20 protein-coding genes are annotated in these 24,658 nt (G+C 72.2%); 13 read left to right on the top strand and 7 right to left on the bottom strand.

Features of this window, described 5'->3' with window-relative positions; all coding sequences use genetic code 11:
* Window positions 1-9: 9 nt before the first annotated feature.
* From ACFXI4_RS42635 to ACFXI4_RS42620, 4 genes are all read right to left on the bottom strand, one after another.
* The gene (locus ACFXI4_RS42635) at window positions 10-1,023 is read right to left on the bottom strand and encodes a DNA-3-methyladenine glycosylase family protein (protein WP_385002535.1); all 1,014 of its coding nucleotides are present in this window, start codon (window positions 1,021-1,023) and stop codon (window positions 10-12) included.
* 139 nt (window positions 1,024-1,162) lie between these two features.
* Entirely contained in the window at window positions 1,163-2,518 is a 1,356-nt protein-coding gene (locus tag ACFXI4_RS42630; protein WP_385002532.1) for a coenzyme F420-0:L-glutamate ligase, read from the bottom strand.
* On the bottom strand, window positions 2,515-3,474 hold the full coding sequence (cofD, locus tag ACFXI4_RS42625; RefSeq protein ID WP_385002529.1) for a 2-phospho-L-lactate transferase: 960 nt from the start codon (window positions 3,472-3,474) through the stop codon (window positions 2,515-2,517). Before cofD ends, ACFXI4_RS42630 begins: the two co-directional genes overlap by 4 nt.
* A gap of 33 nt (window positions 3,475-3,507) precedes the next feature.
* Window positions 3,508-4,002, bottom strand: a complete 495-nt coding sequence (locus ACFXI4_RS42620; protein WP_385002526.1) for a cysteine dioxygenase — start codon at window positions 4,000-4,002, stop codon at window positions 3,508-3,510.
* Between the two features lie 617 nt (window positions 4,003-4,619).
* On the opposite strand from ACFXI4_RS42620, the gene ACFXI4_RS42615 reads away from it, so the two are divergent.
* The 3 genes from ACFXI4_RS42615 to ACFXI4_RS42605 all read left to right on the top strand — a co-directional run bounded on the left by ACFXI4_RS42615 (window position 4,620) and on the right by ACFXI4_RS42605 (window position 10,249).
* Complete coding sequence (locus ACFXI4_RS42615) at window positions 4,620-4,883, top strand: WhiB family transcriptional regulator (protein WP_003975777.1); 264 nt, start codon at window positions 4,620-4,622, stop codon at window positions 4,881-4,883.
* A gap of 183 nt (window positions 4,884-5,066) precedes the next feature.
* A complete protein-coding gene (locus ACFXI4_RS42610) occupies window positions 5,067-8,765 on the top strand; it encodes a glycosyltransferase family 2 protein (protein WP_385002523.1) in 3,699 nt (1,232 codons plus the stop codon).
* Window positions 8,762-10,249: a DUF5719 family protein gene (locus ACFXI4_RS42605; protein WP_385002520.1), complete on the top strand. Its 1,488-nt coding sequence runs from the start codon at window positions 8,762-8,764 to the stop codon at window positions 10,247-10,249. The genes ACFXI4_RS42610 and ACFXI4_RS42605 overlap by 4 nt, the downstream gene beginning before the upstream one ends.
* Before the next feature lie 48 nt (window positions 10,250-10,297).
* Here ACFXI4_RS42605 and ACFXI4_RS42600 read toward each other — a convergent pair whose 3' ends face one another.
* The gene (locus tag ACFXI4_RS42600) at window positions 10,298-10,750 is read right to left on the bottom strand and encodes a metallopeptidase family protein (RefSeq protein ID WP_351329022.1); all 453 of its coding nucleotides are present in this window, start codon (window positions 10,748-10,750) and stop codon (window positions 10,298-10,300) included.
* Between the two features lie 329 nt (window positions 10,751-11,079).
* Here ACFXI4_RS42600 and ACFXI4_RS42595 point away from each other — a divergent pair, with 329 nt between their 5' ends.
* The 9 genes from ACFXI4_RS42595 to ACFXI4_RS42555 all read left to right on the top strand — a co-directional run bounded on the left by ACFXI4_RS42595 (window position 11,080) and on the right by ACFXI4_RS42555 (window position 22,007).
* Window positions 11,080-11,451 carry a DUF3499 domain-containing protein gene (locus ACFXI4_RS42595; protein WP_362724919.1) on the top strand — a complete coding sequence of 124 codons (372 nt, stop codon included), beginning with the start codon at window positions 11,080-11,082 and terminating at the stop codon, window positions 11,449-11,451.
* 170 nt (window positions 11,452-11,621) lie between these two features.
* On the top strand, window positions 11,622-13,238 hold the full coding sequence (locus ACFXI4_RS42590; RefSeq protein ID WP_385002516.1) for an L-lactate permease: 1,617 nt from the start codon (window positions 11,622-11,624) through the stop codon (window positions 13,236-13,238).
* Window positions 13,239-13,581: 343 nt separating this feature from the next.
* Window positions 13,582-14,946 (top strand): phosphomannomutase/phosphoglucomutase, encoded by a 1,365-nt coding sequence (locus tag ACFXI4_RS42585; RefSeq protein ID WP_385002513.1) that lies wholly within the window; start codon window positions 13,582-13,584, stop codon window positions 14,944-14,946.
* 78 nt (window positions 14,947-15,024) lie between these two features.
* Window positions 15,025-15,195, top strand: a complete 171-nt coding sequence (locus ACFXI4_RS42580; protein ID WP_351329004.1) for a Trm112 family protein — start codon at window positions 15,025-15,027, stop codon at window positions 15,193-15,195.
* A 98-nt stretch (window positions 15,196-15,293) separates the two neighbouring features.
* Window positions 15,294-16,421, top strand: coding sequence for an SIS domain-containing protein (locus ACFXI4_RS42575; protein WP_385002509.1), 1,128 nt, complete (start codon window positions 15,294-15,296; stop codon window positions 16,419-16,421).
* Between the two features lie 254 nt (window positions 16,422-16,675).
* Window positions 16,676-17,827: a mannose-6-phosphate isomerase, class I gene (gene manA / locus ACFXI4_RS42570; protein WP_385002506.1), complete on the top strand. Its 1,152-nt coding sequence runs from the start codon at window positions 16,676-16,678 to the stop codon at window positions 17,825-17,827.
* Between the two features lie 170 nt (window positions 17,828-17,997).
* Complete coding sequence (locus tag ACFXI4_RS42565; protein ID WP_385002503.1) at window positions 17,998-18,978, top strand: cation diffusion facilitator family transporter; 981 nt, start codon at window positions 17,998-18,000, stop codon at window positions 18,976-18,978.
* 649 nt (window positions 18,979-19,627) lie between these two features.
* On the top strand, window positions 19,628-21,085 hold the full coding sequence (ahcY, locus tag ACFXI4_RS42560) for an adenosylhomocysteinase (RefSeq protein WP_385002500.1): 1,458 nt from the start codon (window positions 19,628-19,630) through the stop codon (window positions 21,083-21,085).
* A gap of 259 nt (window positions 21,086-21,344) precedes the next feature.
* Complete coding sequence (locus ACFXI4_RS42555) at window positions 21,345-22,007, top strand: hypothetical protein (RefSeq protein ID WP_385002497.1); 663 nt, start codon at window positions 21,345-21,347, stop codon at window positions 22,005-22,007.
* A gap of 29 nt (window positions 22,008-22,036) precedes the next feature.
* Here the strand turns inward: ACFXI4_RS42555 and ACFXI4_RS42550 are convergent, their stop codons facing one another.
* Window positions 22,037-23,077 carry an RDD family protein gene (locus tag ACFXI4_RS42550; RefSeq protein ID WP_385002495.1) on the bottom strand — a complete coding sequence of 347 codons (1,041 nt, stop codon included), beginning with the start codon at window positions 23,075-23,077 and terminating at the stop codon, window positions 22,037-22,039.
* Between the two features lie 130 nt (window positions 23,078-23,207).
* Here ACFXI4_RS42550 and ACFXI4_RS42545 point away from each other — a divergent pair, with 130 nt between their 5' ends.
* Window positions 23,208-24,215 carry a stage II sporulation protein M gene (locus tag ACFXI4_RS42545; protein ID WP_385002493.1) on the top strand — a complete coding sequence of 336 codons (1,008 nt, stop codon included), beginning with the start codon at window positions 23,208-23,210 and terminating at the stop codon, window positions 24,213-24,215.
* Window positions 24,216-24,419: 204 nt separating this feature from the next.
* Here the strand turns inward: ACFXI4_RS42545 and ACFXI4_RS42540 are convergent.
* Window positions 24,420-24,658: hypothetical protein (locus ACFXI4_RS42540; protein WP_362722204.1), on the bottom strand; the 239-nt coding region annotated here is incomplete at its 5' end.

Genomic DNA, 24,658 nt, shown 5'->3' with positions numbered 1-24,658 from the left:
GCCCGTACGTCACAGCCGGCCGATGTCCCCCCGCGGCATCCGCGGTGCCCGCCGCTTGGGTACGTGCCCGCTCAGCAGGATCAGCCGGGCCGCCCGGTGCCGCTGCCCCGCGTAGGGCTCCAGCAGCCGCAGCATGGCCTCGTCGTCGGCATGCCGGTCCCCGGCCAGCGCGAATCCCACGATTCCCGGCAGATGCAGGTCCCCGACCGTCACCGCGTCCGCCGCCCCGTGGCTGCGCTGCACGGTCTCCGCGGACGTCCAGGGCCCCACCCCCGGCACCACCTCCAGCCGCGCCTGCGCGGCCTCCGCGGTCATCCCCACCGCCTGCTCCAGCCGTGCGGCGACCCGCACCGCGCGCAGGATCGTCGACGCCCGCTTGTCGTCGACGCCGGCCTTGTGCCACTCCCAGGAGGGAATCAGCGCCCAGGTCCGCGGTGCCGGCATCACCCACATCGGCCGCTCGCCCACGCCCGCGGGTCCGGGCGCCCGCTCCCCGAACCGCCGTACCAGCAACCGCCAGGCCCGGTACGCCTCGTCGGTGGTGACCTTCTGCTCCAGCACCGAGGGGATCAGCGACTCCAGGACCAGCCCGGTCCGGGTCAGCCGCAGCCCCGGCCGCCGATGCCGGGCGCCGGCGAGAACGCGGTGCCGGGGCACGAACAGGGACGGATCGTCGGCGGAGCCGAGCAGTTCCGGCAACTGCTCCAGCAGCCACTCGGCACCGGCTCCCCACGCTTCCGCGCGCACCTCACCGCCGTACACGGCGACTCGCAGCGTGCCGGGCCCGGCAGGCGTGAGACTGGCCCGCCACACGGACCCGTCGGAGGTGGCCCGGAACGTCGGATCCCCGGGCCCACGCCGCAACGGCCCCAGCACGAGCCCGAGATCGAGATCTCCGGCCGGCCTCCACAGCCGCACCCGGCCGGGCGCGGTCGCCTGCCGGGGAACACCCGCCGCAGGCACGACGACCTGCCCACCCCGCACAGTCACCCGGGTGGGCCGCGGAGCGAAACGTCCAGCCACTCAAGAGATCCTAGGCGCCAGGCGCCCTTTCAGGGGCGCGGGCCGTGTCCGACATGCGGCCGCCGCCGCGTGGGCGCGACCGGCCACAGGCGGCCCGCACCCGCCCGTGGCCCGGTTCTCCCCGGACCGCGGGCGTGAGTCACCGCACCTCGATGAAGTCCTCCGGATCCCGCTCGGCCCTGGCCCGCGGCTCCTGCGCCGCCTTCCCCACGGCCACCGCCCCCATCGGATCCCACCCCGCCGGCAGCGCCAGCACCTCCCGCACCACGTCCCGGCAGAACATCGTCGAGGAGACCCACGCCGACCCCAGCTGCTCCCCGGCCAGCGCGACCAGGAAGTTCTGCACACCCGCCCCCGTCGCGACCACGAACATCTCCCGCTCGGCCGCGTCCCGCCGCGGGTCCCCGTAGGTGTGCGACCCGTCCATCACCAGACAGGGCACCACCAGATACGGCGCGTTCCGCAGCACGTCACCGCGTCGCACCCGCTTGCCGATGGACTCCGGCGACTTGCCGTCCTTCGTGAGGTCGGCGATCCACGCGTCCCGCATCGCGTCCAGCAGGCGCAGGCGTGACTCCTCCGACTCCAGCAGCACGAACCGCCAGGGCGTCGTGTGGTGCGGCGCCGGCGCCGTCACGGCCGCGGCGACCGCCCGCCGTACCGCCCCGGGGTCGACGGGGTCGTCGGTGAACGCCCGCACCGTCCGCCGGAGCGTCACCGCCTCCCGGACCGCCTCGGACGTGCCGAGCCGGAACATGTCACTGGCCGCGTCCCGGACCAGTGCCCGCGCGCTCTCGCCCTCGTCGCCCGCCGCGGCCACGACGTGCCCGAGCCCGCGCACCACGGCCACCGGCAGCCCCGTCGCCTTGCCCTTGACCAGATCACCGGCGGCGGCGAGTTCGTCGGCCGTGGCGACGACGGTCGCGACCAGCGGATTGCCGTACGCGTCCACGCCCCCGCGCAGATCGTCCAGCACCTGGACCCCGGCGGCGCCGATGGTCACGTCGGTGAGCCCCTCGCGCCAGGGGCGCCCGAAGGTGTCCGTGACGACGACCCCGACGTTGACGCCGAGGGCGTCGCGCAGCCCCGCGCGGATCGCGCGCGCGGAGGCGTCGGCGTCCTCGGGCAGCAACAGCACGGTCCCGGACGGAGTGTTGGAGGCGTCCACCCCCGCCGCGGCCATGACCAGACCCTGCCGGTTCTCCACGATCCGCAGGGGCCCGCGCCGGGCCACCACCCGCACGGTCTCGGCGTCGATCGCGGCCTCCCGGTCGGTCGCCTCGACGAGCCGCCCCTCCGCCTTGGAGACGATCTTCGACGTGACGATCACCACGTCCCCGTCGGCCAGCCCCGGTCCGGCCGCCGCGATCAGCTTGGCCAGGTCGTCGCCCCGCTGGACCTCCGGGAACCCGGCCAGGGCCCACACCCGGTACTCCGGCACCGCGTCCCCGGTCGTGTCGATCGTGCCGGTCTTGTCGTCGGTCTCCTCGGTCATGCCCCGCGCACCTCCTCGGCGAGCGCCAGCGCCTCCCGCGCCATCTGCGCGGCCGCCTCCAGGTCGGTCATCATCAGAGGTACCGCCCGGCAGCGGATGCCGGCCTCCTCGACGCGCGCCACGCTGCCCGCGTCCACGGTGTCGACGAGCCAGCCGTCCAGCAGCCCCGAGCCGTAGTGCTCGGCGACCGCCGCCGCCGTCGACTCCACGCCCACCGCGGCGAGCACCTTGTCGGCCATCCCGCGCACCGGCGCGTCCCCGACGATGGGGGAGAGGCCCACCACCGGCACCCCGGCACCGGCGATCGCCTCCCGGACGCCGGGCACCGCGAGGATCGTGCCGACCGAGACCACCGGGTTGGACGGCGGGAAGAGGATCACGTCCGCCTCGGCGATGGCCTCCAGGACGCCCGGGGCCGGCTTGGACTGCTCGGCGCCGACCGGCACCACCGCCTCGGCGGGCACCGACGCCCGCAGCCGTACCCAGTACTCCTGGAAGTGCACCGCCTTGCGCTCGCCGTCGACCTCGACGGCCACGTGGGTCTCCACCCGGTCGTCGGTCATCGGGATGAGCCGCACGCCCGGCTTCCAGCGGTCGCACAGCGCCTCGGTCACCGCGCTCAGCGGGTAGCCCGCGCCCAGCATCTGGGTGCGCACGATGTGCGTCGCGAAGTCCCGGTCGCCCAGACCGAACCAGTCAGGTCCCGCCCCGTAGGCGGCGAGTTCCTCCTTGAGATGGAAGGTCTCGTCGGCCCGCCCCCAGCCCTGCTCCTCGTTGATGCCGCCGCCGAGGGTGTACATCACCGTGTCGAGGTCCGGGCAGACCTTCAGGCCGAAGAGGTGGATGTCGTCCCCGGTGTTGCCGATGACGGTCACGTCGGCGTCCGGCACGGCCTGCTTCAGACCGCGCAGGAACCGGGCACCGCCGATACCGCCTGCCAGAACCACAATGCGCATGCGCCAAGTCTCGCAGGCGGGTCCGACAACGCGTCACGCGGTCACGGGTCGGGCCTCGCAGCTCTGCGCGGCGTGCATCGGCATCTCGGTGAGGCCCGGGTAGTAGACGTGCAGGCTCACCGCCGGCTCCAGCGCGTGGTTCACCACCTCGTGCACGTACCCCGGCGCGAAGACCCGTTGTGCGCCGGCGGTCAGCGCGCGCGTGCCGCGCGCGGTGTGCTCGGTGAGCGTGCCCTCCAGGACGGTCAGTACTCCCGAGGAACGGCCGTGGTCGTGCGATCCGCTGCCCTGCCCGGGCACCCAGGACAGCAGCCACACCTCGTAGCCGGGGCCGGTGCGCAGCCGGTGGTACCAGCGGGTGGTGGCGTCGTAGCGCACGAGGTGCGCCCACTGGGCGCGGTCGGCGGCGATCGCACGCGCCAGCCCGGCGAACTCGGCCACGGTGACCGGGTGCTCGCGCGGGGGCTGCAGCAGGTGGGGGACTTCGAGGATGTCGCCGGCGATCTGCAGGTCGTTGTCGCTGTTCATGGGGTGCGGTGGTTCCTCAGTGAAGAAGGTCAGCGGGGAACGAGATGCGAAGACCGAGCCCTCGGGGGCCCGGTCAGCAGCTGGAGCGGTGGGATACGGCTACGGCTCAACAGCTGGAACAGCAACAGCTACAGCGAGCGCGGGCAGCACCGTGGGACCCGGCGGTGCGGGTCGAGGTGAATGCCAAGTTCGCGAGCATGCCCACTAGGACATCGGTTCACACCCGCAGTGTCAACTCGACGCCCGGTATGTGGGACATGTTTCACCTCATCCGGTTCATCTCTCTGACGAAAGGTTTGTTCATCCGGCACCCGGGACACATGGCGCACAACTGGGCGCGCGTGCCACCGCGGAACGCGATCGAACATCTGGGCGTCCTTCTCCGTACAAGCTCTGTATGGGGTCGGGGGCCCTGATGGGCCTCGTCTGCATGTCAAGGTTTATGGCGATTTGAACACTTTCCGCATGGCCTTGGTTCCGCAGAGTGAATAACGGGCCCAATAGCAGATCTCGGCTTGACTCGCCCGGAGCAGCACACTTGTAATTTCACTCGTGTCGTTCAGCCGAAATCGGTAACGGCCGGGCACGGGGACGTGAAAGACAGACGAGGGGCGCACATGACCGAGCTGGTGCAGCAACTGCTGGTCGACGACGCGGACGAGGAACTCGGCTGGCAGGAGCGCGCGCTGTGCGCCCAGACCGACCCCGAGTCCTTCTTTCCCGAGAAGGGCGGCTCCACCAGAGAGGCCAAGAAGGTTTGCCTCGCCTGCGAGGTGCGCTCCGAGTGCCTCGAGTACGCCCTCGCCAACGACGAGCGGTTCGGTATCTGGGGCGGACTGTCCGAGCGTGAGCGCCGCCGTCTCAAGAAGGCCGCCGTCTGAACCGGACAGCCACCGGACGCACACAACTGAGCTGCGCGAACGGCCCGTCGCCCGTGGGTTGTCCACAGGGGGCGGGCCGTCGACATGCCCAGCCGATAGTGTGGGCGCTCGTCCGAGACGCCTCGCCGCCACCAGCGGGCGCAGGAGTCCACCGCAGTCCATCGAACCGGGGCCCGTACCTCGATGTCCGTCCACAGCCACCAGGCCGCCGACCCAACGGCTGCCGCAGCGGGTTTTGACCCGACCCGCCCGCCCGAGTTCCCGCGTCACGTGGTGACCGCGGTCCTCGTCTCCCACGACGGTGCCCGCTGGCTGCCCCATGCACTCGCCGGGCTGCTCGGCCAGGAGCGCCCCGTCCAGTACGCGGTGGCGGCCGACACCGGCAGCGCGGACGACTCCGCCCGGCTGCTCACCGAGTCCCTCGGCGACGCCAACGTCGTGCACCTCGCCCGCCGCACCGGCTTCGGTCAGGCCGTCGAGGAGGCGAGCCGCACCGCGCCCGTCCTCACCCCCGACGACCTGCCGTACCTGAAGCGGCCCAGCGGCTGGGACCCGGTCACCCGCCAGTGGCGCGACGACGCCTACGACATGCCCGAGCTGCCGTACGGCGAGCCCGTCCAGTGGCTGTGGTTGCTGCACGACGACTGCGCCCCGGAACCCGAGGCCCTCGCCCAGCTGCTCCGGGTCGTCGACAACGAGATGGAGCTGGGCCGCGACGACGTGGCGGTCGTCGGCCCGAAGCTGCGCGGCTGGTACGACCGCCGGCAGCTGCTGGAGGTCGGCGTCACCATCGCCCACTCGGGCCGTCGCTGGACCGGCCTTGACCGTCGCGAGCAGGACCAGGGACAGCACGACCACGTCCGGCCCGTGCTCTCCGTCTCCACCGCCGGCATGCTGATCCGCCGCGACGTCTTCGAGGAGCTCGGCGGCTTCGACCGCAGGCTCCCCCTGATGCGCGACGACGTCGACCTGTGCTGGCGCGCGCACGACGCGGGCCACCGCGTCCTGATCGCCCCCGAGGCCGTCGTACGGCACGCCGAGGCCGCCTCCCGCGAGCGCCGCGCCGTCGACTGCGCCGGCCGCACCACCGCCTCCCCGCACAAGGTCGACAAGGCCGGCGCCGTCTACACCCTGCTCGTCAACACCCGTACCGCGGCGCTGCCCTGGATCCTGCTGCGGCTGGTCCTCGGCACCCTGCTGCGCACGGTCGCCAACCTCGTCGGCAAGGTCCCCGGACAGGCCCTCGACGAGATCCGCGGCCTGCTGGGCATCCTGCTGCGCCCCGAGCGGATCATCGCCGGACGGCGCAGGCGCGGCCCCTCCCAGCTCGACAAGGGCGAACTGCGCCCGCTGTTCCCGCCGCCCGGCGCGACCGTGCGGGCCACCGTCGAGCAGGTCGCGGGCAACTTCTTCGGCGCCGACGACGAAGTGACCACCGCCGGCCGGCACGGCGGCGGGGTCGAGTCCGGGCCCGGCGGCGACGACGCCGACTTCCTGGAGATCGAGCAGTTCGCCCGCGTCAAGCGCATCGCCCGCAAACCGGGCCCGGTGCTCTTCCTGGTGCTGCTGCTGTTCTCGCTGGTCGCCTGCCGCGCACTGCTCGGCGGCGGCGCGCTCGCGGGCGGCGCGCTGCTGCCCGCGCCGGGCACCTCCGGCGAGCTGTGGTCCCGCTACCTGGACGCCTGGCACGCGGTCGGCGCGGGCGGCACGCCGGCCGCCCCGCCGTACCTCGCGATCGTCGCCACACTGGCCTCCCTGCTGTTCGGCTCGACCGGGCTCGCGGTGACCGTGCTGCTGGTCGCCTCGGTGCCGCTGGCCGGGTTCACCGCCTACTTCGCCTCCCGGCCGCTGGTCACCTCGCGCCTGCTGCGCGCCTGGGCGGCCATCGCCTACGCCTTCCTGCCCGCCGCCACCGGTTCGCTCGCGGGCGGCCGCATCGGCACCGCCGTGCTCGCCGTCCTGCTGCCGCTGATCGCCCGCGCGGGCATCGCCGCCGCCGGCCTCACCAGCGCCTCGGGCGGACGCGGCAGCTGGCGTGCCACCTGGGCGTACGCGCTGCTGCTGACCATCACCACCGCGTTCACGCCGATCGTCTGGCCGATCGCCCTGGTCCTCGGCGTCGTCGTGCTCGCCCTCCGCCGCTCCGACCTGATCGCCTGCGGCCTGCGGCTGCTGACCCAGCTCGGCACCCCGCTGCTGGTCCTCGCCCCCTGGTCGCTGACCCTGCTGCCGTTCGGCTTCTTCAAGGAGGCCGGGCTGGAGTACGGCCCCTCGGCCGCCTCCGCCCTGGACCTGCTCGGCGCCAGCCCGGGCGGCCCCGGCACGCTCGACGGGCTGATGCTCATCGGCATCGTCCTGGCCGCGCTGGCCGCCCTGCTGCGCTCCGAGCGCCAGTCGGCCGTCCGCACCGCCTGGGCCGTCGCCCTGGTCGGACTGGTCTTCGCGGTCCTGTCCAACAAGTCCGCCTGGGCGGGTCCCGCGACCCTCGTCTACGGCATCGCGATCGTCTCCGCCGCCGCGCTCGGCGCCGACGGGGCACGCTCCCGTGTCGCCGAGCAGAGCTTCGGGTGGCGCCAGCCGGTGGCCGCCCTGATCGCCTTCGCCTCCGCCGCCGGCCCGCTGCTGCTCGCCGCCGGCTGGATGATCGCGGGCGCCGACGGCCCGGTCGAGCGGCGCGACGCCACCCAGGTGCCGGCGTTCGTCGCCGAGGACAGCGCCACCACGGACCAGGTCCGCACCCTCGTCCTCGACAGCGACAGCACCGCGCGCGTGGACTACATGCTGGTACGCGGCTCAGGCGCCCGCATGGGAGACGCCGAGGTGGCCGCCGCCGACGGCGAGAACGCCAAGCTCGACAAGGTCGTCGCCAACCTGGTCGCCGGCTCCGGCGCCGACCAGGCCGACCAGCTCGGCGGGTTCGCGGTGCGCTACGTCCTCGTCCACAAGGGCGCACCGCGTGACATCACGCGCGTGCTGGACGCCACACCCGGCCTGTCCCGGCTCAGCCAGCAGAACGGCGGCGCCCTGTGGCGCGTCGACCAGCAGGTCTCGCGCGCGGCCGTCGTCGCCGCGAACGGCTCGGGCACCCCGGCCGCCGTCGCCGCCGGTCCGGTCGACATCCACACCGCCATCCCGGCCGGCGCCGAGGGCCGCGTCCTGCGTCTGGCCGATTCGGCCGCACCCGGCTGGACGGCCACCCTGGACGGCAAGCCGCTGACCCGCACCACGGTCGACGGCTGGGCCCAGGGCTTCGAACTCCCGTCCTCCGGCGGGAAGCTGGACGTCACCTACGACACCCCGTTCACCCACGGCGTCTGGCTGTGGATCCAGGGCGCGCTCGCCGTCGTCCTGGTCGTCCTCGCCCTGCCCGGCCGCCGCCGTGACGTCGACGACGACCTGCCCGAGGAGGAGCAGATCCCCGCCCAGCCCGTCGAGGGCGAGGGCCGCCGCGCCCGCCGCCTGCGTGCCCAGGCGGAGTCCGAGGAGGCGGCGACCGCCGAGGAGGCCGAGGAGTTCCCGGCCACCGACGAGTTCCCGGTCTCCGAGGGGGAGCAGGCGCAGGCCTCGGTCCCGCAGCAGCCGTCCTACGACGAGTGGGACCCGGCCTCCTACCCCGCGGGCGAGGGCTACCAGTCGGGCTACGCCGACCAGTACCAGGACACCGGCGCCGGCCAGTACCAGCAGGGTTACGACCAGCAGACGTACGACCCGTACCAGACCGGTCAGTACGACCCCTACGCCTACGGCGGGCAGCAGGGGCAGCAGGCGTACGACCCGACGTACCAGCAGGGTTACGACCCCGCCTATGACCCCGCCTACGACCCGGCCGCCCAGCACCACCACGGCACCGGCGGCGAGCACCACGACGGGAGCCAGCAGTGAACCGCACCACCCTGTCCCTGCTCGCCGGCACGGCCGCCCTCGCGGCGGTCACCGGGTTCGCCGCGCTCAACCCGCCGGCCACCGCACCCGCGCACACCGCCGAGGCGGCCGCCCAGCTGCCCGTGGAGCGCACCACCCTGCTGTGCCCGGCGCCGAGCCTGTCCGACATCGCCGACACCTCGTACACCTCGTTCACGCCCGTCACCAAGGGCACGACGAGCGACGGCAAGGCCGAACTCCAGGCGGCCACCGAGCAGTCGGCGGACGGGACGAGCGGCAAGAAGAAGGCGCCCAAGCCCGTCCTCACCCCCAAGACACCCGGCACCCCGGCCACCGGTGACACCTCCGGCTCCGACGGCCCCGCCTACGTCGGCACCGCCGAGGGCAGGTACGCCCCGGGCTGGACCGTCCAGGAGACCACCGAGGTCGCCGCGGGCACCGGACGCGGCCTCCAGGGGGTCAATTGCACCGGGGCCGACACCGACTTCTGGTTCCCCGGCGCCAGCACCGCCGCCGGCCGCACCGACTACGTCCACCTCACCAACCCCGACGACAGCGCCGCCGTGGTCGACATCGAGCTGTACGGCAAGGACGGCCAGCTCAAGTCCTCGGTGGGGGAGGGCATCACGGTCGCGCCGCACGCGAGCGAACCGGTCCTGCTGTCCACGCTCTCCGACGAGAAGCAGACCGACCTGACCGTGCACGTGAACGTGCGCAGCGGGCGGGTCGGCGCGAGTGTGCAGGCCCTGGACGACAAGACCGGCGGCGACTGGCTGGCCGCCTCCGCCGACCCGTCGGGCAGCCTGGTGCTGCCGGGCATCCCCAAGGACGCCACGGACGTCCGGCTGATCGCCTTCACCGACGGTGACGCCGACGCCGACCTCAAGGTGCGCCTCGCCTCCCCGGACGGCCTGATCACCCCGGCCGGCAACGAGACGCTGCACGTGAAGGCCGGCATGACCACCGCCACCGACCTCGGTGACGTCACCCGCGGAGAGGCGGGCTCACTGGTCCTCACGCCCACCGACCAGTCGGTCCCGGTGGTGGCGGCGCTGCGCGTCACCCGCGGCAAGAGCGGCAAGCAGGAGACCGCGTACATCCCGGCGACCGCGCCGGTCGGTACGCGCGCGACGTCCGCCGACAACAGCGGCAAGGGCAGCACGCTCTCCCTGACCGCGCCCACCGGCACCGCCCAGGTCAAGGTCACGGCGTCGGCGGGCAGCGAGGGCGGCAAGGCGGTGTCCAAGACCTTCACGATCAAGTCCGGCACCACCCAGGACGTCGACGCCCCGGTCCCCTCGGGACTGAAGGGCACCTACGCGCTGACCGTGGAGCCGATCTCCGGCGGGCCGGTCTACGGCTCCCGCACGCTGGCGGCCACCGAGGACGGCATCCCGGGCTTCACGATCCAGACCCTCCCCGACGACCGCGGCACGGTGGCCGTACCGGAGGCGGACCAGGACGTGTCGGTGCTGCAGAAGTAGGCCGCGCGAGGCAGGCCGCGCCGGCGGTGCACGCCGAAGGACCCCCGCTCACTCCTCGCCGTAGCGGGGGTCCACCGTCTCCGGCGTGAGCCCGAGCAGTTCGGCGACCTGTTCCACGACGACCTCGTGCACCAGCGCCGCCCGCTCGTCGCGGCCCTTGGTACGGATCTCGACCGGCCGCCGGTACACGACCACCCGCGCGCGGCGTCCCTCGCGCGCGGGAATGATCCCGCCCAGCGGCACCGCCTCGTCGCTCCAGCTCTCGTCGTGCCGGTCCTGGAGCCGGGGCACTTCGAGCACCAGGAAATCGATGTCGGCGAGCTGCGGCCAGCGCCGCTCCAGGCGTTCCACGGAGTCCTGCACCAGATCCGCGAACACATCGGCGCGGCTCGCGGCCAGCGGCACCTGAGGGGGTGCGATCGGCCCGCGCATGCCCCGACCGTGGCGGTCGCGGCGACGGGGCCCGGGGCCGGCGGCACGGGGCGGTACACGGTTGTCCATCACTGGTGAAGCGTAGTCCTCGCGGGCTCCCGGCGCGCCGCCTCCCGTCTCGACACCACCTGGGGTGACATGTCGGAGGATGACCATTCCAGCCAAGGTTGGGCTCGTTTCCGTATCTCCACAAGACCGGTGACCTCAAGGCAATTGACGGTGTTTGTGCCGACTCATGACCGGATGCGATACCGTCCGGGAGCCAGGGCGGCGCCGTCCGCGCAGGTCAGCGAGGCGTGTCCGGGGAGGTGTGTGGGGCGCTTCACAACCCGACACGGTGGAGTGACCCGGGGGAGAGTCGTCGCGGCCCGCTCAAGAGTGCGGTACCGTCCAACATCGTGAGCCCTGTACGTCGCTGTTCGCGAACCGCCTGCGGCCGACCCGCCGTCGCGACGCTGACGTACGTCTACGCCGACTCGACCGCGGTCCTCGGCCCGCTCGCCACCTACGCCGAACCCCACTGCTACGACCTGTGCGCCGAGCACTCCGAGCGCCTCACCGCCCCGCGCGGCTGGGAGGTCGTCCGGCTCATCGACGGCTCCGCCCCGGCCCGTCCCAGCGGCGACGACCTGGAAGCGCTCGCCAACGCGGTGCGCGAGGCGGCCCGTCCCCAGGAGCGGGCGGCCGAGGCGGGCGGCGGACGTGGCGCGGATCCGATGGAGGTCGCCCGGCGCGGCCATCTGCGGGTTCTGCGGTCACCCGACAACTGAGCCGTACCCGCAGGTCGCTCCGGGTTCCTCGCCGTTCTCACCCGTTCGGCCCACTGCGCTCGGCCTCTTTCGGTGCTGCACACCCATTGACGCGCCCTTGTCGCGGACACGACCATTCCGGATGACCGGCGGGAAATTGGTTTCCGCATGCCGGAACCGGGGAGGCGCCCGTGTACGTCCAGGACCTGGAACCCGTCGCCGGCTCCCTGGGCCTGTCCGCCCTGGTGGCCGCCCTGCCCCTGGTGACCGTCCTGATCCTGCTCGGCGGGGTCCGGGTGAAAGCCCACCTCGCGGGCCTGACGGGCCTTCTGGCGGCCGTACTCGTCGCCTGCCTCGCCTACGGCATGCCGTTCGGCCAGACGCTCTCCAGCGCCGCCCAGGGCGCCGTGTTCGGCCTGTTCCCCATCCTGTGGATCGTGGTCAACGCCCTGTGGGTGTACCGGATGACGGTCCGTACCCGTCATTTCGACATCCTGCGCCGCTCGTTCGGGCGACTCTCCGACGATCCGCGCATCCAGGCCCTGGTGATCGCCTTCTGCTTCGGCGCGCTCCTGGAGGCGCTGGCCGGATTCGGCGCCCCGGTCGCGATCTGCTCGGTCATGCTCGTCGCCCTCGGCTTCGACCCGGTACGCGCGGCCGTGGTCTCCCTGGTCGCCAACACCGCGCCGGTCGCGTTCGGCGCGATGGGCACGCCCGTGGTCACCCTCGCCCAGGTCACCGGACTGCCACTGGACTCGGTGGCCTCCGTGGTGGGCCGTCAGACACCGTTGCTGGCCCTGGTGGTGCCGCTGGTCCTGGTCGGCCTCGTCGACGGCGCGCGCGGGCTGCGTGAGACCTGGGTGCCCGCCCTGGCGTGCGGAATCGCCTTCGCCGCCGCCCAGTTCGCCGCCTCCAACTACCTCTCCGCCCAACTCGCCGACATCTGCGCCGCGCTGGCCGGCGCGGCCGCGCTCGCCGCCGTGCCCCGCGCGCGCGTGCCCGCCGCCGAGGAGGTGCGTGCGGCCGTGCTCACCGGCGCCCGCAGCGCGGACCTCGACGAGACCGACCCGCGCCCCGAAGTCCTGCGTGCGTACGCCCCGTACGCCCTCATCGTCGTCGTCTTCTCCGTCGCGCAGATCCCGCCCGTCAAGGACTGGCTGGCACGCGCGACCCGGGTCTACGACTGGCCCTTCCTGGACGTCGCCGGCCCGAACGGCCAACCGGTCGGCGGGAATCTCTTCACCTGGCCGGTGGTGTCGACCGGCGGCACGCTCGTGCTGATCGCCGGCCTCGCCACGGCGGCCGTCCTGCGCGTGCACGTGCGCGTGGCGGTCACGGAATGGGTCTCGACGGTACGCGAGTTGAGGTTCGCGATTCTCACCGTGACCTCCGTCCTCGCTCTCGCCTACGTCATGAACCTCTCCGGACAGGCCGCCACCATCGGCCAGTTCGTGGCGGCCGCGGGCGCCGGCCTCGCCTTCCTTTCGCCGGTCCTCGGGTGGTTCGGCGTCGCCGTCTCCGGCTCCGACACCTCGGCCAACGCGCTCTTCGGCGCCCTCCAGGTGAGCGCCGCGCACGAGTCGGGACTCTCGCCGGACCTCCTGGCGGCCGCGAACAGTTCCGGCGGCGTGCTCGGCAAGATGATCTCCCCGCAGAACCTCACGATCGCCTGCGCGGCGGTGGGCCTGGAGGGGCGGGAGGGGGACCTGCTGCGCCGGGTGCTGCCGTGGAGCCTCGGACTGCTGCTGGTGATGTGCCTGATCGTGGCGGGGCAGAGCTCGCCGGTGCTGGGGTGGATGCTGCCCTGACCCGCTGGGCGGGGCGGCCTGACCCGCCGTGCGAGGCGGCCCGGCCGGACTGCCCGTGTCGGCACCGACGGATCCCGAGGGGGCCGTACGCGATCACAGGTGGCCACACGCGATCGCGTAGGACCGCATGAGATCGCGCGGGGTCGCGCGGGACCACATCGGACCGTTGTGGATCCATCACCGCTCACTGCCGGTCACCGCAGATCACGGCCAGGAGACCGTCGGGAAAACGCCGCAGACCGCCCGCAGCCCGCCGGAGCGCCGACGGCGGATACCTGCGTCCGCGCCGTACGCCGGGGCAGGTAGTTTGGGGCGACCGATAGGACTTCAGGAGGGTTGGGCCGTGGCTGCTGATCTGTCGCAGATCGTCAAGGCGTACGACGTGCGCGGGGTGGTTCCGGACCAGTGGGACGAGGCGCTCGCCGAGCTGTTCGGCGCCGCTTTCGTACAGGTGACCGGCGCCGCCGCGATCGTCGTCGGCCACGACATGCGGCCCTCCTCGCCCGGCCTGTCCCGCGCCTTCGTGCGCGGGGCGGCGGCCCGTGGCGTCGACGTCACCGAGATCGGCCTCTGCTCGACCGACCAGCTGTACTACGCCTCGGGCGCACTCGGTCTGCCCGGCGCGATGTTCACCGCCTCGCACAACCCGGCGCAGTACAACGGCATCAAGATGTGCCGCGCCGGAGCCGCCCCGGTGGGTCAGGACACCGGCCTGACGGAGATCCGGGAGCTGGCGGAGCGCTGGTCCCGGCAGGGCGCGCCGGAGCCGGCCGCCACGCCCGGAACCATCACCTCCCGCGAGACGTTGCCGGACTACGCGGCGCATCTGCGCTCGCTCGTGGACCTGACCTCCGTCCGCCCCCTGAAGGTCGTGGTCGACGCGGGCAACGGGATGGGCGGTCACACGGTCCCGACGGTCTTCGAGGGCCTGCCCCTGACCCTGGTCCCGATGTACTTCGAGCTGGACGGCACCTTCCCGAACCACGAGGCCAACCCGCTCGACCCGGCCAACATCGTGGACCTCCAGCAGCGCGTCCGCGAGGAGTCGGCCGACCTCGGCCTGGCCTTCGACGGGGACGCCGACCGCTGCTTCGTCGTGGACGAGCGGGGCGAGCCGGTCTCCCCGTCGGCGGTCACCGCCCTCGTCGCCGCCCGCGAACTGGCCCGCAACGGCGGCAAGGGCACCGTCATCCACAACCTGATCACGTCCTGGACCGTTCCGGAGGTGGTCCGCGAGAACGGCGGCACCCCCGTCCGCACCCGCGTCGGCCACTCGTTCATCAAGGCCGAGATGGCGAAGGCCGGCGCGATCTTCGGCGGCGAGCACTCGGCCCACTACTACTTCAAGGATTTCTGGAACGCCGACACGGGCATGCTGGCCGCCCTGCACGTCCTCGCCGCCCTCGGCGGCCAGACCGGCCCGCTCTCCTCGCTCGTCGCCCAGTACGACCGCTACGTCGGCTCCGGCGAGATCAACTCCACGGTCGCCGACCAGCAGGCCAGCCTCGCGGAGATCCGCGCCGCCTACGGGGACCGCGACGACCTCACCCTGGACGACCTGGACGGCCTCACCGTCGCCGCCGCCGACTGGTGGTTCAACGTCCGCCCGTCCAACACGGAACCGCTGCTGCGCCTGAACGCGGAGGCCAGGGACGAGGCGACGATGACGAAGGTGCGGGACGAGGTACTGGCGATCATCAGAGGCTGAGATCGGCCCCGCCCAGCCCGGCGGCGGTAACCTGACCGCACGCGAACATCCCGCCACCGAATCCCGAAGGGAAACGCCATGCCGCTCGAAGCCGGCCTTCTGGAGATCCTCGCCTGCCCGGCCTGCCACGCCCCCGTGAAGGAGCAGGACGCCGAGCTGATCTGCACCGGCCAGGACTGCGGCCTGGCGTACCCGGTGCGCGACGGCATCCCCGTCCTCCTCGTCGACGAGGCCCGCCGCCCCGCGTAGCCACCACCGTGCCGACCGCGCCACGGCAGCGGTCGGCCGCGCCACGACCGCGACACCACCGCACCGCACCTGGACCCCGGCAACCGGAGGCCGCTCCCATGCTCGACGAATCGCTGCTCGACACGCCGGAGGGCCTCGCCGAGGCCGACCGCCGAGGTCTGCTGCGCGGCGCGGCCGAGGCCGGCGCCCGCGTCCGCACCGCGGCCCGGCTCGCCATCGAGGCCGGTGTCCAGGAGCTGAAGCCGGACGGCCGTCCGCGTGCCGTCCTGATCGCGGGCCCCGGCGTCGCCGCCACTCACACCGCCGACCTCCTCGGCTCGCTCGCCGGCCCCGGCAGCCCCGTCATCCGGCTCGCCCCCTCCGGTGTGGCCCCGGCCGCCGGCGCCCTGCGCTGGGAGCTGCCCGGCTGGGCCGGCTCCGTCGACCTGCTGCTGATCGCCACCCCGGACGGCACCGAACCCAGCCTGTCGCTCCTCGCCGACCAGGCCTACCGGCGCGGCTGCTCGGTCGCTGCCGTGGCGCCCGCCCAGACCCCGCTCGCCGAGGCGGTGGCCGGCGCCCACGGTCTGTTCGTGCCGATGGCGACGGCTCCGTACGACCACGGCGAGCCGCTCGCCGGCTCCTCCCCGGGCGTCCTGTGGGCGCTGCTCACCCCGCTGCTGGTGCTGCTCGACCGCATCGGCCTGGTCACCGCCCCGCCCGACGACTTGGAGAAGGTCGCCGACCGCCTGGACCGGGTCGCCGAGCGCTGCGGTCCGGCCATCGTGACCTACAGCAACCCCGCCAAGACCCTCGCCTCGGATCTCGCCGACGCGCTCCCGGTGGTCTGGACGGAGGGCGTCTCGGCCGGCCCCGCGGGCCGCCGCTTCGTCGCCGCCCTCGCCGAACTGTCCGGCCGCCCCGCCCTGGTCGCCGAACTGCCCGAGGCCCTGGCGGCCCATCAGGCTCTGCTCGCCGGCCCGCTCGCCGCCAGCGCCGACCCCGACGACTTCTTCCGCGACCGCGTGGAGGAGGCCCCCGCACTGCACGCGCACGTGGTGCTGCTGCGCGACCGCCCCCTCGGCGGCCTCACCGCCGCGCCCGCCGCCCGCGAACTCGCCCTCGGCCACGACACCCCGATCAGCGAGCTGGAGCCGGAGGAGGGCGACGAGCTGGAGACCCTCGCGGAACTGATCGCCGTCACGGATTTCGCCGCCGTTTACCTGGCGCTCGCTTCGGGGGCCTGAGGTGGACACCGGCACCGGGGCCACCGTACCGAGGGCGGCCTGAGGGCCGTACCGAAGGCGGACCGCAGGGGGAACACGCGGTGAACGAGACCGCGGGGAACACGCGGTGAACGAGACCCGCCGTACGGCGCCGTGCGCGGTCGTGGAACCGTCATGGTCCGTCGTACACCGTCGTACGACGGACGCGTCCGCGCCCCCACGCGACCCTGGGCGCCGGCCGCCCCGTACGCAGAGACAACCGGCAGAGAGAAGTCATGGACCGCCTCGACAACACCATCCGCCCCTACGCCTGGGGTTCCCCGACCGCCATCCCGACGCTGCTCGGGGTCGAGCCGAGCGGCGAGCCGCAGGCGGAGATGTGGATGGGCGCGCACCGGGGCGCCCCCTCGCGCACCGCGCGGGGCACGCTCGTCGACGTCGTCGACGCGAACCCGAAGGCCGAACTGGGCGAGGCGGCCGTGGCCAAGTTCGGCCCGCGACTGCCCTTCCTGCTCAAGATCCTCGCGGCCGGCGCCCCGCTCTCCCTCCAGGTGCACCCCAACCTGGAGCAGGCGCGCGAGGGGTACGAGGACGAGGAGCGGCGCGGGATCCCGGTGGACGCCCCGCACCGCAACTACAAGGACGCCAACCACAAGCCCGAACTGATCTGCGCACTCACCGAGTTCGACGGCCTGTGCGGCTTCCGCGCCCCGGAGCAGAGCGCCGGACTCCTCGCCGCCCTCGGCGTCGACTCCCTGAAGCCGTACGTCGACCTGCTGCGCGCCCACCCCGAGGAAGCGGCCCTGCGCGAGGTCCTCACCGCGATCCTCTCCGCCGACCGCGAGGAGATGGCCCACACGGTCGCCGAGACCGCCGCCGCCTGCGCCCGCCTCGGCGGCGAGTACCAGCCGTACGCGGACATCGCCCACCACTACCCCGGCGACCCCGGGGTGATCGCCGCGCTGCTCCTCAACCACGTGCGTCTCCAGCCCGGCGAGGCCCTCTTCCTCGGGGCCGGCATCCCGCACGCCTACCTCGACGGCCTGGGCGTCGAGATCATGGCCAACTCCGACAACGTGCTGCGCTGCGGCCTGACCCCCAAGCACGTCGACGTCCCCGAACTCCTGCGTGTCGTCCGCTTCGAGGCCGGTGACGCGGGCGTGCTGCGTCCCGAGGCCGCACCGGACGGCGAGGAGGTCTACGAGACGCCGATCGACGAGTTCCGCCTCTCCCGGTACGTCCTGCCCGAGGGGGCCGCCCCGCACGACCTGACCCTGCCGACTCCGCAGATCCTGCTCTGCACGGCCGGCGTGGTCCGGGCGGGCGAGGAGGAACTGGCCCCCGGCGGTTCGGTGTTCGTCCCCGCGGGCGAAAAGGCGGAGGTCTCGGGTGCGGGCACGGTCTTCCGTGCCACGGTGATCGTCTGAGGGATGCGTGATTCCGGATGGGTCGGATTGTCGTACCGGGATTGTGGATACCTGACGAACCGCTCCCGGACAGGGCTGCAAGAATGACCCATCCGGCAAAGCACGGGCAAAGACGAGCGCACGCCTGGACGGCGTAGACGGACGACGGCGAGAAGGGACATCGCGGACACATGAGCGCGTCAGGCGGCACCAGGGCGATCGTGGCGGCACTCGGCGCCAACCTCGCGATCGCGGCAGCGAAGTTCGTGGCGTTCGCGTTCAGCGGCTCCTCTTCGATGCTCGCCGAGGGCGTGCACTCGGTCGCCGACTCCGGCAACCAGTTCCTGCTGCTCATCGGCGGCAAGAAGGCCCAGCGCGAGGCGACCCCGCAACACCCCTTCGGCTACGGCCGCGAGCGGTACATCTACGCCTTCCTCGTCTCGATCGTCCTCTTCTCGGTCGGCGGCATGTTCGCCATCTACGAGGGCTACGAGAAGATCAGCCACCCCCACCAGGTCGAACACTGGTACTGGCCGGTGGGTGTCCTGGTCTTCGCGATCATTGCCGAGGGCTACTCGTTCCGTACCGCCATCAAGGAGTCCAACCAACTGCGGGGCAAGCTGTCCTGGTCGCAGTTCATCCGTCGCGCCAAGGCCCCCGAGCTGCCGGTCGTCCTCCTGGAGGACTTCGGTGCCCTCATCGGCCTGGTCCTCGCCCTCGGTGGCGTCGGCCTCGCCCTGCTCACCGGCGACGGCGTCTGGGACGGCATCGGCACGGTCTGCATCGGTGTCCTGCTCGTCATGATCGCCCTTGTCCTCGCGGCCGAGACCAAGTCCCTTCTCCTCGGCGAGGCCGCGGGCATCGAAGAGGTCAGGAAGATCGAGGCCGCGATCGTCGACGGCGACACGGTCACCGGCATCATCCACATGCGCACGCTCCATCTCGGCCCCGAGGAGCTGCTCGTCGCCGCCAAGATCGCAGTCCAGCACGACGACACGGCCACCGAGGTCGCGAGCGCCATCAACGCCGCCGAGGCCCGCATCCGCACCGCGGTTCCCATCGCCCGCGTGATCTACCTCGAACCCGACATCTACAGCGAGGCCGAGGCCACCAAGGGCCCCGACCCGGAAGCCACCCCGGGCGGCCCGGCCCCCCACCCCGCCGGTCACTGAGCCTTCCCGGCCGGCACAGCCACGGGCCCGTCCCTCCAGGGGAAACGGGCCCGCAGTCAATCCGGTCACCCCACCTCGCTCAGCACCCGGCACCGCCCCGCCCGCCCGTCCGCGGCGCTGACCGGCCCCGCGAGCTTCTCTGCCGCCGTGCAGGTGGGGGGGCGCCGGCCCGGACGGGTCACGTCGATCTCCTAACGCCCTCGTCACACGAAACGCCGTCCCGGGACGTCCCGCGTACTCGATCGGAAGCCCCGATCTCCCTGCGTCCCACGACACCCCCACCCCGGCCCAACGGCGCGAAAGTCCCGGTTGGCCCCCTCCGGTCACCCCTGTGCACCCCTCGCCGAGACCCTCGTCACCTCTTCACAGGCCACCTGGCCGACCGCGCCGGCCCCCTCGAACGGCCTGAACTGTTCGGAGGCGGACTGGGGACGCCCCGCCCACCGGTGTAGCTTGGGACGGAGCCAGACGTCGCTGCTGATGGCGGTCGGGCGGTCCCCTACGGACCGGCCGAGGGAGAGAGGGCCTCCGACGGACTGCGCTGCGCGCACGCGGGCATGCCTGTGTCCTCTTCTCGGGCACCCCTGTGTCCGCCGCCGCGCAGACCAGCCGTACCCACCCTCGACCCGATACCGAGGAGCAGCTCGCAATGACGACTGTCGACAACCGACAGGACTTCAAGGTCGCCGACCTCTCCCTGGCCGACTTCGGCCGCAAGGAGATCACCCTCGCCGAGCACGAGATGCCCGGCCTGATGGCGATCCGCAAGGAGTACGCCGACGCGCAGCCGCTGGCCGGCGCGCGCGTCACCGGCTCCCTGCACATGACCGTGCAGACCGCCGTCCTGATCGAGACCCTGGTCGCCCTCGGCGCCGAGGTCCGCTGGGCGTCCTGCAACATCTTCTCCACCCAGGACCACGCGGCCGCCGCCATCGCCGTCGGCCCGAACGGCACGCCGGACAACCCGCAGGGCGTCCCCGTCTTCGCCTGGAAGGGCGAGACGCTGGAGGAGTACTGGTGGTGCACGGAGCAGGCGCTGACCTGGCCGAACACCCCCACCGGCGGCCCGAACATGATCCTCGACGACGGTGGTGACGCCACCCTCCTCGTCCACAAGGGCGTCGAGTACGAGAAGGACGGCAAGGTGCCGTCCGTCGACACCGCCGAGTCCGACGAGCACCGCGTCATCCTCGAACTCCTGCACCGGACCATCACGGACGGCTCGCAGAAGTGGACCCAGCTGGCCTCCGAGATCCGCGGCGTGACCGAGGAGACCACGACCGGCGTCCACCGCCTGTACGAGATGCAGCGCGACGGTGAGCTCCTGTTCCCGGCGATCAACGTCAACGACGCCGTCACCAAGTCGAAGTTCGACAACAAGTACGGCTGCCGCCACTCCCTGATCGACGGCATCAACCGCGCCACCGACGTCCTCATCGGCGGCAAGACCGTGGTCGTCTGCGGCTACGGCGACGTCGGCAAGGGCTGCGCGGAGTCCCTGCGCGGACAGGGTGCCCGGGTCATCGTCACGGAGATCGACCCCATCTGTGCCCTGCAGGCGGCGATGGACGGCTACCAGGTCACGACCCTCGACGAGGTCATCGACAAGGCCGACATCTTCGTCACCACGACCGGTAACAAGGACATCATCATGGCCTCGGACATGGCCAAGATGAAGCACCAGGCCATCGTCGGCAACATCGGTCACTTCGACAACGAGATCGACATGGCCGGCCTCGCCAAGATCCCCGGCATCGTCAAGGACGAGGTCAAGCCGCAGGTTCACACCTGGAAGTTCCCCGACGGCAAGGTGATCATCGTCCTGTCCGAGGGCCGCCTGCTGAACCTGGGCAACGCCACCGGTCACCCGTCGTTCGTGATGTCCAACTCCTTCGCGGACCAGACCCTGGCCCAGATCGAGCTGTTCACCAAGCCCGACGAGTACCCGGTCGGCGTCTACACGCTGCCCAAGCACCTCGACGAGAAGGTCGCCCGTCTGCACCTGGACGCGCTCGGCGTGAAGCTCACGACGCTCCGCCCCGAGCAGGCCTCGTACATCGGCGTCAAGGTCGAGGGCCCGTACAAGTCGGACCACTACCGCTACTGAGAGAGCGCCGCTGAAGTACCGCCGCTGAGGTATCGCCACCGCGATACCTCAGCCCAGTCCGCGGCCCGCCTCCGGAAGAGCACGGCAGTGCACTGACGCGCCTTCCCGGAGGTAAGCGTTCCGGCCCATCGAGGCAGGCCCCCGCACCCCCGTGTCGGGGGCCCGCCCCTTTGGCCCCACTGGCCCCGCCGGCCTACCCGCGCGGCCGTACCGCAGGACCGAGCCCCGGACCGGCGGCCCGCCAAGACCCAGGACCCTCATGCCCCGCGGCCGTTATTCGCTCCACGATCCGCACGATCGCACCCCCCTCGGTGAAGAACACTTCCAATGCGCCCCCGGCCCCTCCGGCTGGCGTTATGTCTCCCAGGTCACCACCCCCTCCGGTGACCACAGCGGCTCGGTCGATCTCGCCCTGGACCACCTCGGCCGCCCCATCCGCCTCGAACTCCACGCCGCGAGCTGGCGGGTTCGCGGAGCCGCCCTCGACGGTGTCACCTGGGTCCGCACGGACCCCACCGGCGCTCATGCCACCGAAGGCCATGTGCGCGCCCACGCCTTCACCGGCACGTCTCCCGCGTTCCTGGTCGCCACCGCCCGTCTCCTGCGCCTCACCCCCTCCGCCTCCGCTACCCGCGTACGCCTCGTGGCCTTCACGGACCCGGTCCTCGCCCCCCGCACGGTGGACCAGTCCTGGGCCTTGGTGAAAAGCGAAGCACACGCCACTGACAATGGCCCTCTGACCGTGGACGAATACCAGGTCACAGCCCTGGACACGGGGGAGCAGCACGCCGTTCACCTCGCCGGTGACGTGGTCCTGGCGGCGCCCGGGATCGAGCTGGAGGACCTGCGGTCGCCACCGTCCGTCTTCGACAACGCCGACAACGCCGCCGGCACCGACGACTTCGACGACTTCGAGGACTGACCCGGAGCGGCGCCGGGTCCGGGTCCGGCCTAGGCCGGCGGCACGAACCCGGTGGAGGGCCGCTCGTCCGCCGGGGGAGCGGCGGGTCCGGGAGCCTGGGGCTGCCCCGCCGACGGGGGAGACGACATGGCCGGGGCGGCGGGATCGGGGCGATACGAAGGCGCCGGAGGTACCGGTGGGGCGAAGCCGCTCGGCGCACCGGGTACGGGAGGGGCGTAGCCATGGGGCGCGCCCGGCAGCGAGGGGCCGCCATAGCCGTAGGGAAGGCCCGATGGTGGGGCGTAGGCGTTCGGTGCGCCGGTTTCCAGGGGGGCCCGGGCCTGGCCGGCGAAGGCCCGCCGGGCCTCTCGCGCCTGCCGTTCCTGCACCACGGCCGCCAGATACGCCGCCGGTGGAATCTCCCGTGGCGCCGGAGTCCCCGTCCGGGCCGCGAGGTCGGTCGCGAGCTGCTCCGCCATCGTCCAGGAGACCTGCGGATCGAGCTGCTGCATCCGCGTCAGGTACTGCCGGACGGCAAGCCACAGCCCGTCCGGAACAGCCGACAGATCCAGCTCGGCGAAACGTCCCGCCAGCCAAGGAGGAGGCGGTGGAATGAACCTGGTCTGCCCGACCGGCACCCGCTCGCGTACGACCAGAGTCCCCGCGAACACATCTCCCAGCCGACGGCCGCGCGCCGAGACCAGCGAGGCGATACAGGCGACGACCCCGAACGTCATCAGAATCTCGACCACGCCGAGGGCACCACGCACCAGAGCGTGCCGGAACCGAATGGGCCCGCCGTCGTCGCGCACCACACGCAGTCCGCATGCCATCTTCCCGAGCGAGCGCCCATGGCTCAGCGTCTCCACCGCGATCGGCCCGCCCACCAGCAGCAACAGGAAGGCCGCGAGCGACAGCGCCACCTGCGCGGCATCGTCCAACGAGGCCGTGGCCGCCACCAGGCCTATGGACACACCGATGTACACGGTCATGGCCACGACCAGGTCCAGCAGAACGGCCAGCGCCCTGCTGGGCAGCCTCGCGGGACGCAGCTCGAGCGCCACCGCCTCACCTGTCACCAGCTCACTCACGCTTGCCGCCTTCCCTTGGTCTGCCCCGTACAGCGCAAGTCTGCCAAGCTGAGAGCGCATCGCGCCGCAGTACGACAAGCCGACAGCTGAGACAGGCAGTCGACGACCAGCCGAGGAGCAGGCAGACCCGATGGACCTCGACGTCTTCGTCTCCGCACACCGCGCCGAGTGGGACCGCCTCGACGCGCTCCTGCGCCGCCAGCGGCGCCTCAACGGAGCCGAAGCCGACGAACTCGTCGCTCTGTATCAGCGCACTGCCACGCACCTCTCCCTGATCCAGTCCAGCGCGCCCGACCCGCAGCTCGTCGGCCGGCTCAGCCAGCTCGTGGCACGCGCGCGCAGCGCGGTGACAGGGGCGCGTCGCGCCTCCTGGCGCGATGTGGCTCGCTTCCTCGGTCAGGGGTTTCCGGCCGCCGTCTACCGATCCCGTCACTGGTGGGTGCCCACCGCGCTCATATCCACCGCCGCCGCGATCCTCCTGGGGTGGTGGATCGGCACGCACCCGGACGTGCAGTCGACCATCGCCGCCCCCAGCCAGCTCCGCGAGCTGACCCGTCCCGGGGGTGAGTACGAGACCTATTACTCCAGCCATCCCGCGGCTTCGTTCGCCGCCCAGGTGTGGACGAACAACGCCCAGGCCGCCGCGATGTGCCTGGTCCTGGGGGTGTTCCTGGGCCTCCCGGTCATCTACATCCTCTTCGAGAACATGCTCAACCTGGGCGTGGGCTTCGGCCTGATGTCCTCGGCCGGACGTCTCGACACGTTCCTGGGCCTGGTCCTCCCGCACGGGCTGCTCGAGCTCACCGCGGTCTTCGTCGCCGCGGGCACCGGGCTCCGCCTGGGCTGGACCGTCATCGACCCGGGCCCGCGCAGTCGCCGTAACGCCCTGGCCGAAGAGGGGCGCGCCGCGGTGGGCATGGCGATCGGGCTGGCCCTGGTCCTGTTCGTCTCCGGTGCCATCGAAGGCTTCGTCACCCCGTCCGGTCTGCCCACCTGGGCCCGTATCAGCATCGGGGTCGTCGCTGAGCTGGCCTTCCTCACCTACGTCTTCGTCCTCGGCGGCCGTGCCGCCCGGGCCGGCGAGACGGGCGACCTCGAGGAAGCCGAGCGCAGCGCGTTCGTCCCGACGGCTGCCTGATGTGCGAAGACCTCCCGTGAGCTGCTAGTCTCCTCTTCGCCCCGGAAGACCCGTTGACACGGGCCCGTCGGGGAGGTAGATTCAAACAGTTGCCTAGAACTGGACAAGTTCGGGGCCGATCGTTAGAGTCGATCTGCTTCATAACGGAGAGTCAACTCCGAACATCGAAGCCACTCCCCGATTTACTCAGAAATGAGTGGCCGGTCAGACCGGCCAAGAACTTCTGATAAAGTTGGAAACGCCGAAAGAGAGCCGGAAGGCAATCAAATAGGCAAGGCCCTCCAACGGCCACTGGAAATGAATTCCGACCGGGAACGGAACGGAAAACGGATCTGGTAAGGTTGGAAACACCGAAGGGAAGCCCGGAGGAAAGCCCGAGAGGGTGAGTACAAAGGAAGCGACCGTTCCTTGAGAACTCAACAGCGTGCCAAAAGTCAACGCCA

This window comes from Streptomyces sp. NPDC059224, assembly GCF_042754285.1.
Lineage (GTDB): Bacteria > Actinomycetota > Actinomycetes > Streptomycetales > Streptomycetaceae > Streptomyces.
The sequence above is the reverse complement of the archived record's forward strand: the minus strand, read 5'-3'. Positions and strand labels throughout refer to the sequence as shown.

Excerpts from the sequence above, each read along its gene's own strand:
- ACFXI4_RS42630 (WP_385002532.1), bottom strand. The coding sequence starts at position 2,518 with ATGACCGAGGAGACCGACGACAAGACCGGCACGATCGACACGACCGGG.
- cofD (WP_385002529.1), bottom strand. The coding sequence starts at position 3,474 with ATGCGCATTGTGGTTCTGGCAGGCGGTATCGGCGGTGCCCGGTTCCTG.
- ACFXI4_RS42620 (WP_385002526.1), bottom strand. The coding sequence starts at position 4,002 with ATGAACAGCGACAACGACCTGCAGATCGCCGGCGACATCCTCGAAGTC.
- ACFXI4_RS42615 (WP_003975777.1), top strand. The coding sequence starts at position 4,620 with ATGACCGAGCTGGTGCAGCAACTGCTGGTCGACGACGCGGACGAGGAA.
- ACFXI4_RS42610 (WP_385002523.1), top strand. The coding sequence starts at position 5,067 with ATGTCCGTCCACAGCCACCAGGCCGCCGACCCAACGGCTGCCGCAGCG.
- ACFXI4_RS42600 (WP_351329022.1), bottom strand. The coding sequence starts at position 10,750 with ATGGACAACCGTGTACCGCCCCGTGCCGCCGGCCCCGGGCCCCGTCGC.
- ACFXI4_RS42580 (WP_351329004.1), top strand. The coding sequence starts at position 15,025 with ATGCCGCTCGAAGCCGGCCTTCTGGAGATCCTCGCCTGCCCGGCCTGC.
- ACFXI4_RS42575 (WP_385002509.1), top strand. The coding sequence starts at position 15,294 with ATGCTCGACGAATCGCTGCTCGACACGCCGGAGGGCCTCGCCGAGGCC.
- manA (WP_385002506.1), top strand. The coding sequence starts at position 16,676 with ATGGACCGCCTCGACAACACCATCCGCCCCTACGCCTGGGGTTCCCCG.
- ACFXI4_RS42565 (WP_385002503.1), top strand. The coding sequence starts at position 17,998 with ATGAGCGCGTCAGGCGGCACCAGGGCGATCGTGGCGGCACTCGGCGCC.
- ahcY (WP_385002500.1), top strand. The coding sequence starts at position 19,628 with ATGACGACTGTCGACAACCGACAGGACTTCAAGGTCGCCGACCTCTCC.
- ACFXI4_RS42555 (WP_385002497.1), top strand. The coding sequence starts at position 21,345 with ATGCCCCGCGGCCGTTATTCGCTCCACGATCCGCACGATCGCACCCCC.
- ACFXI4_RS42545 (WP_385002493.1), top strand. The coding sequence starts at position 23,208 with ATGGACCTCGACGTCTTCGTCTCCGCACACCGCGCCGAGTGGGACCGC.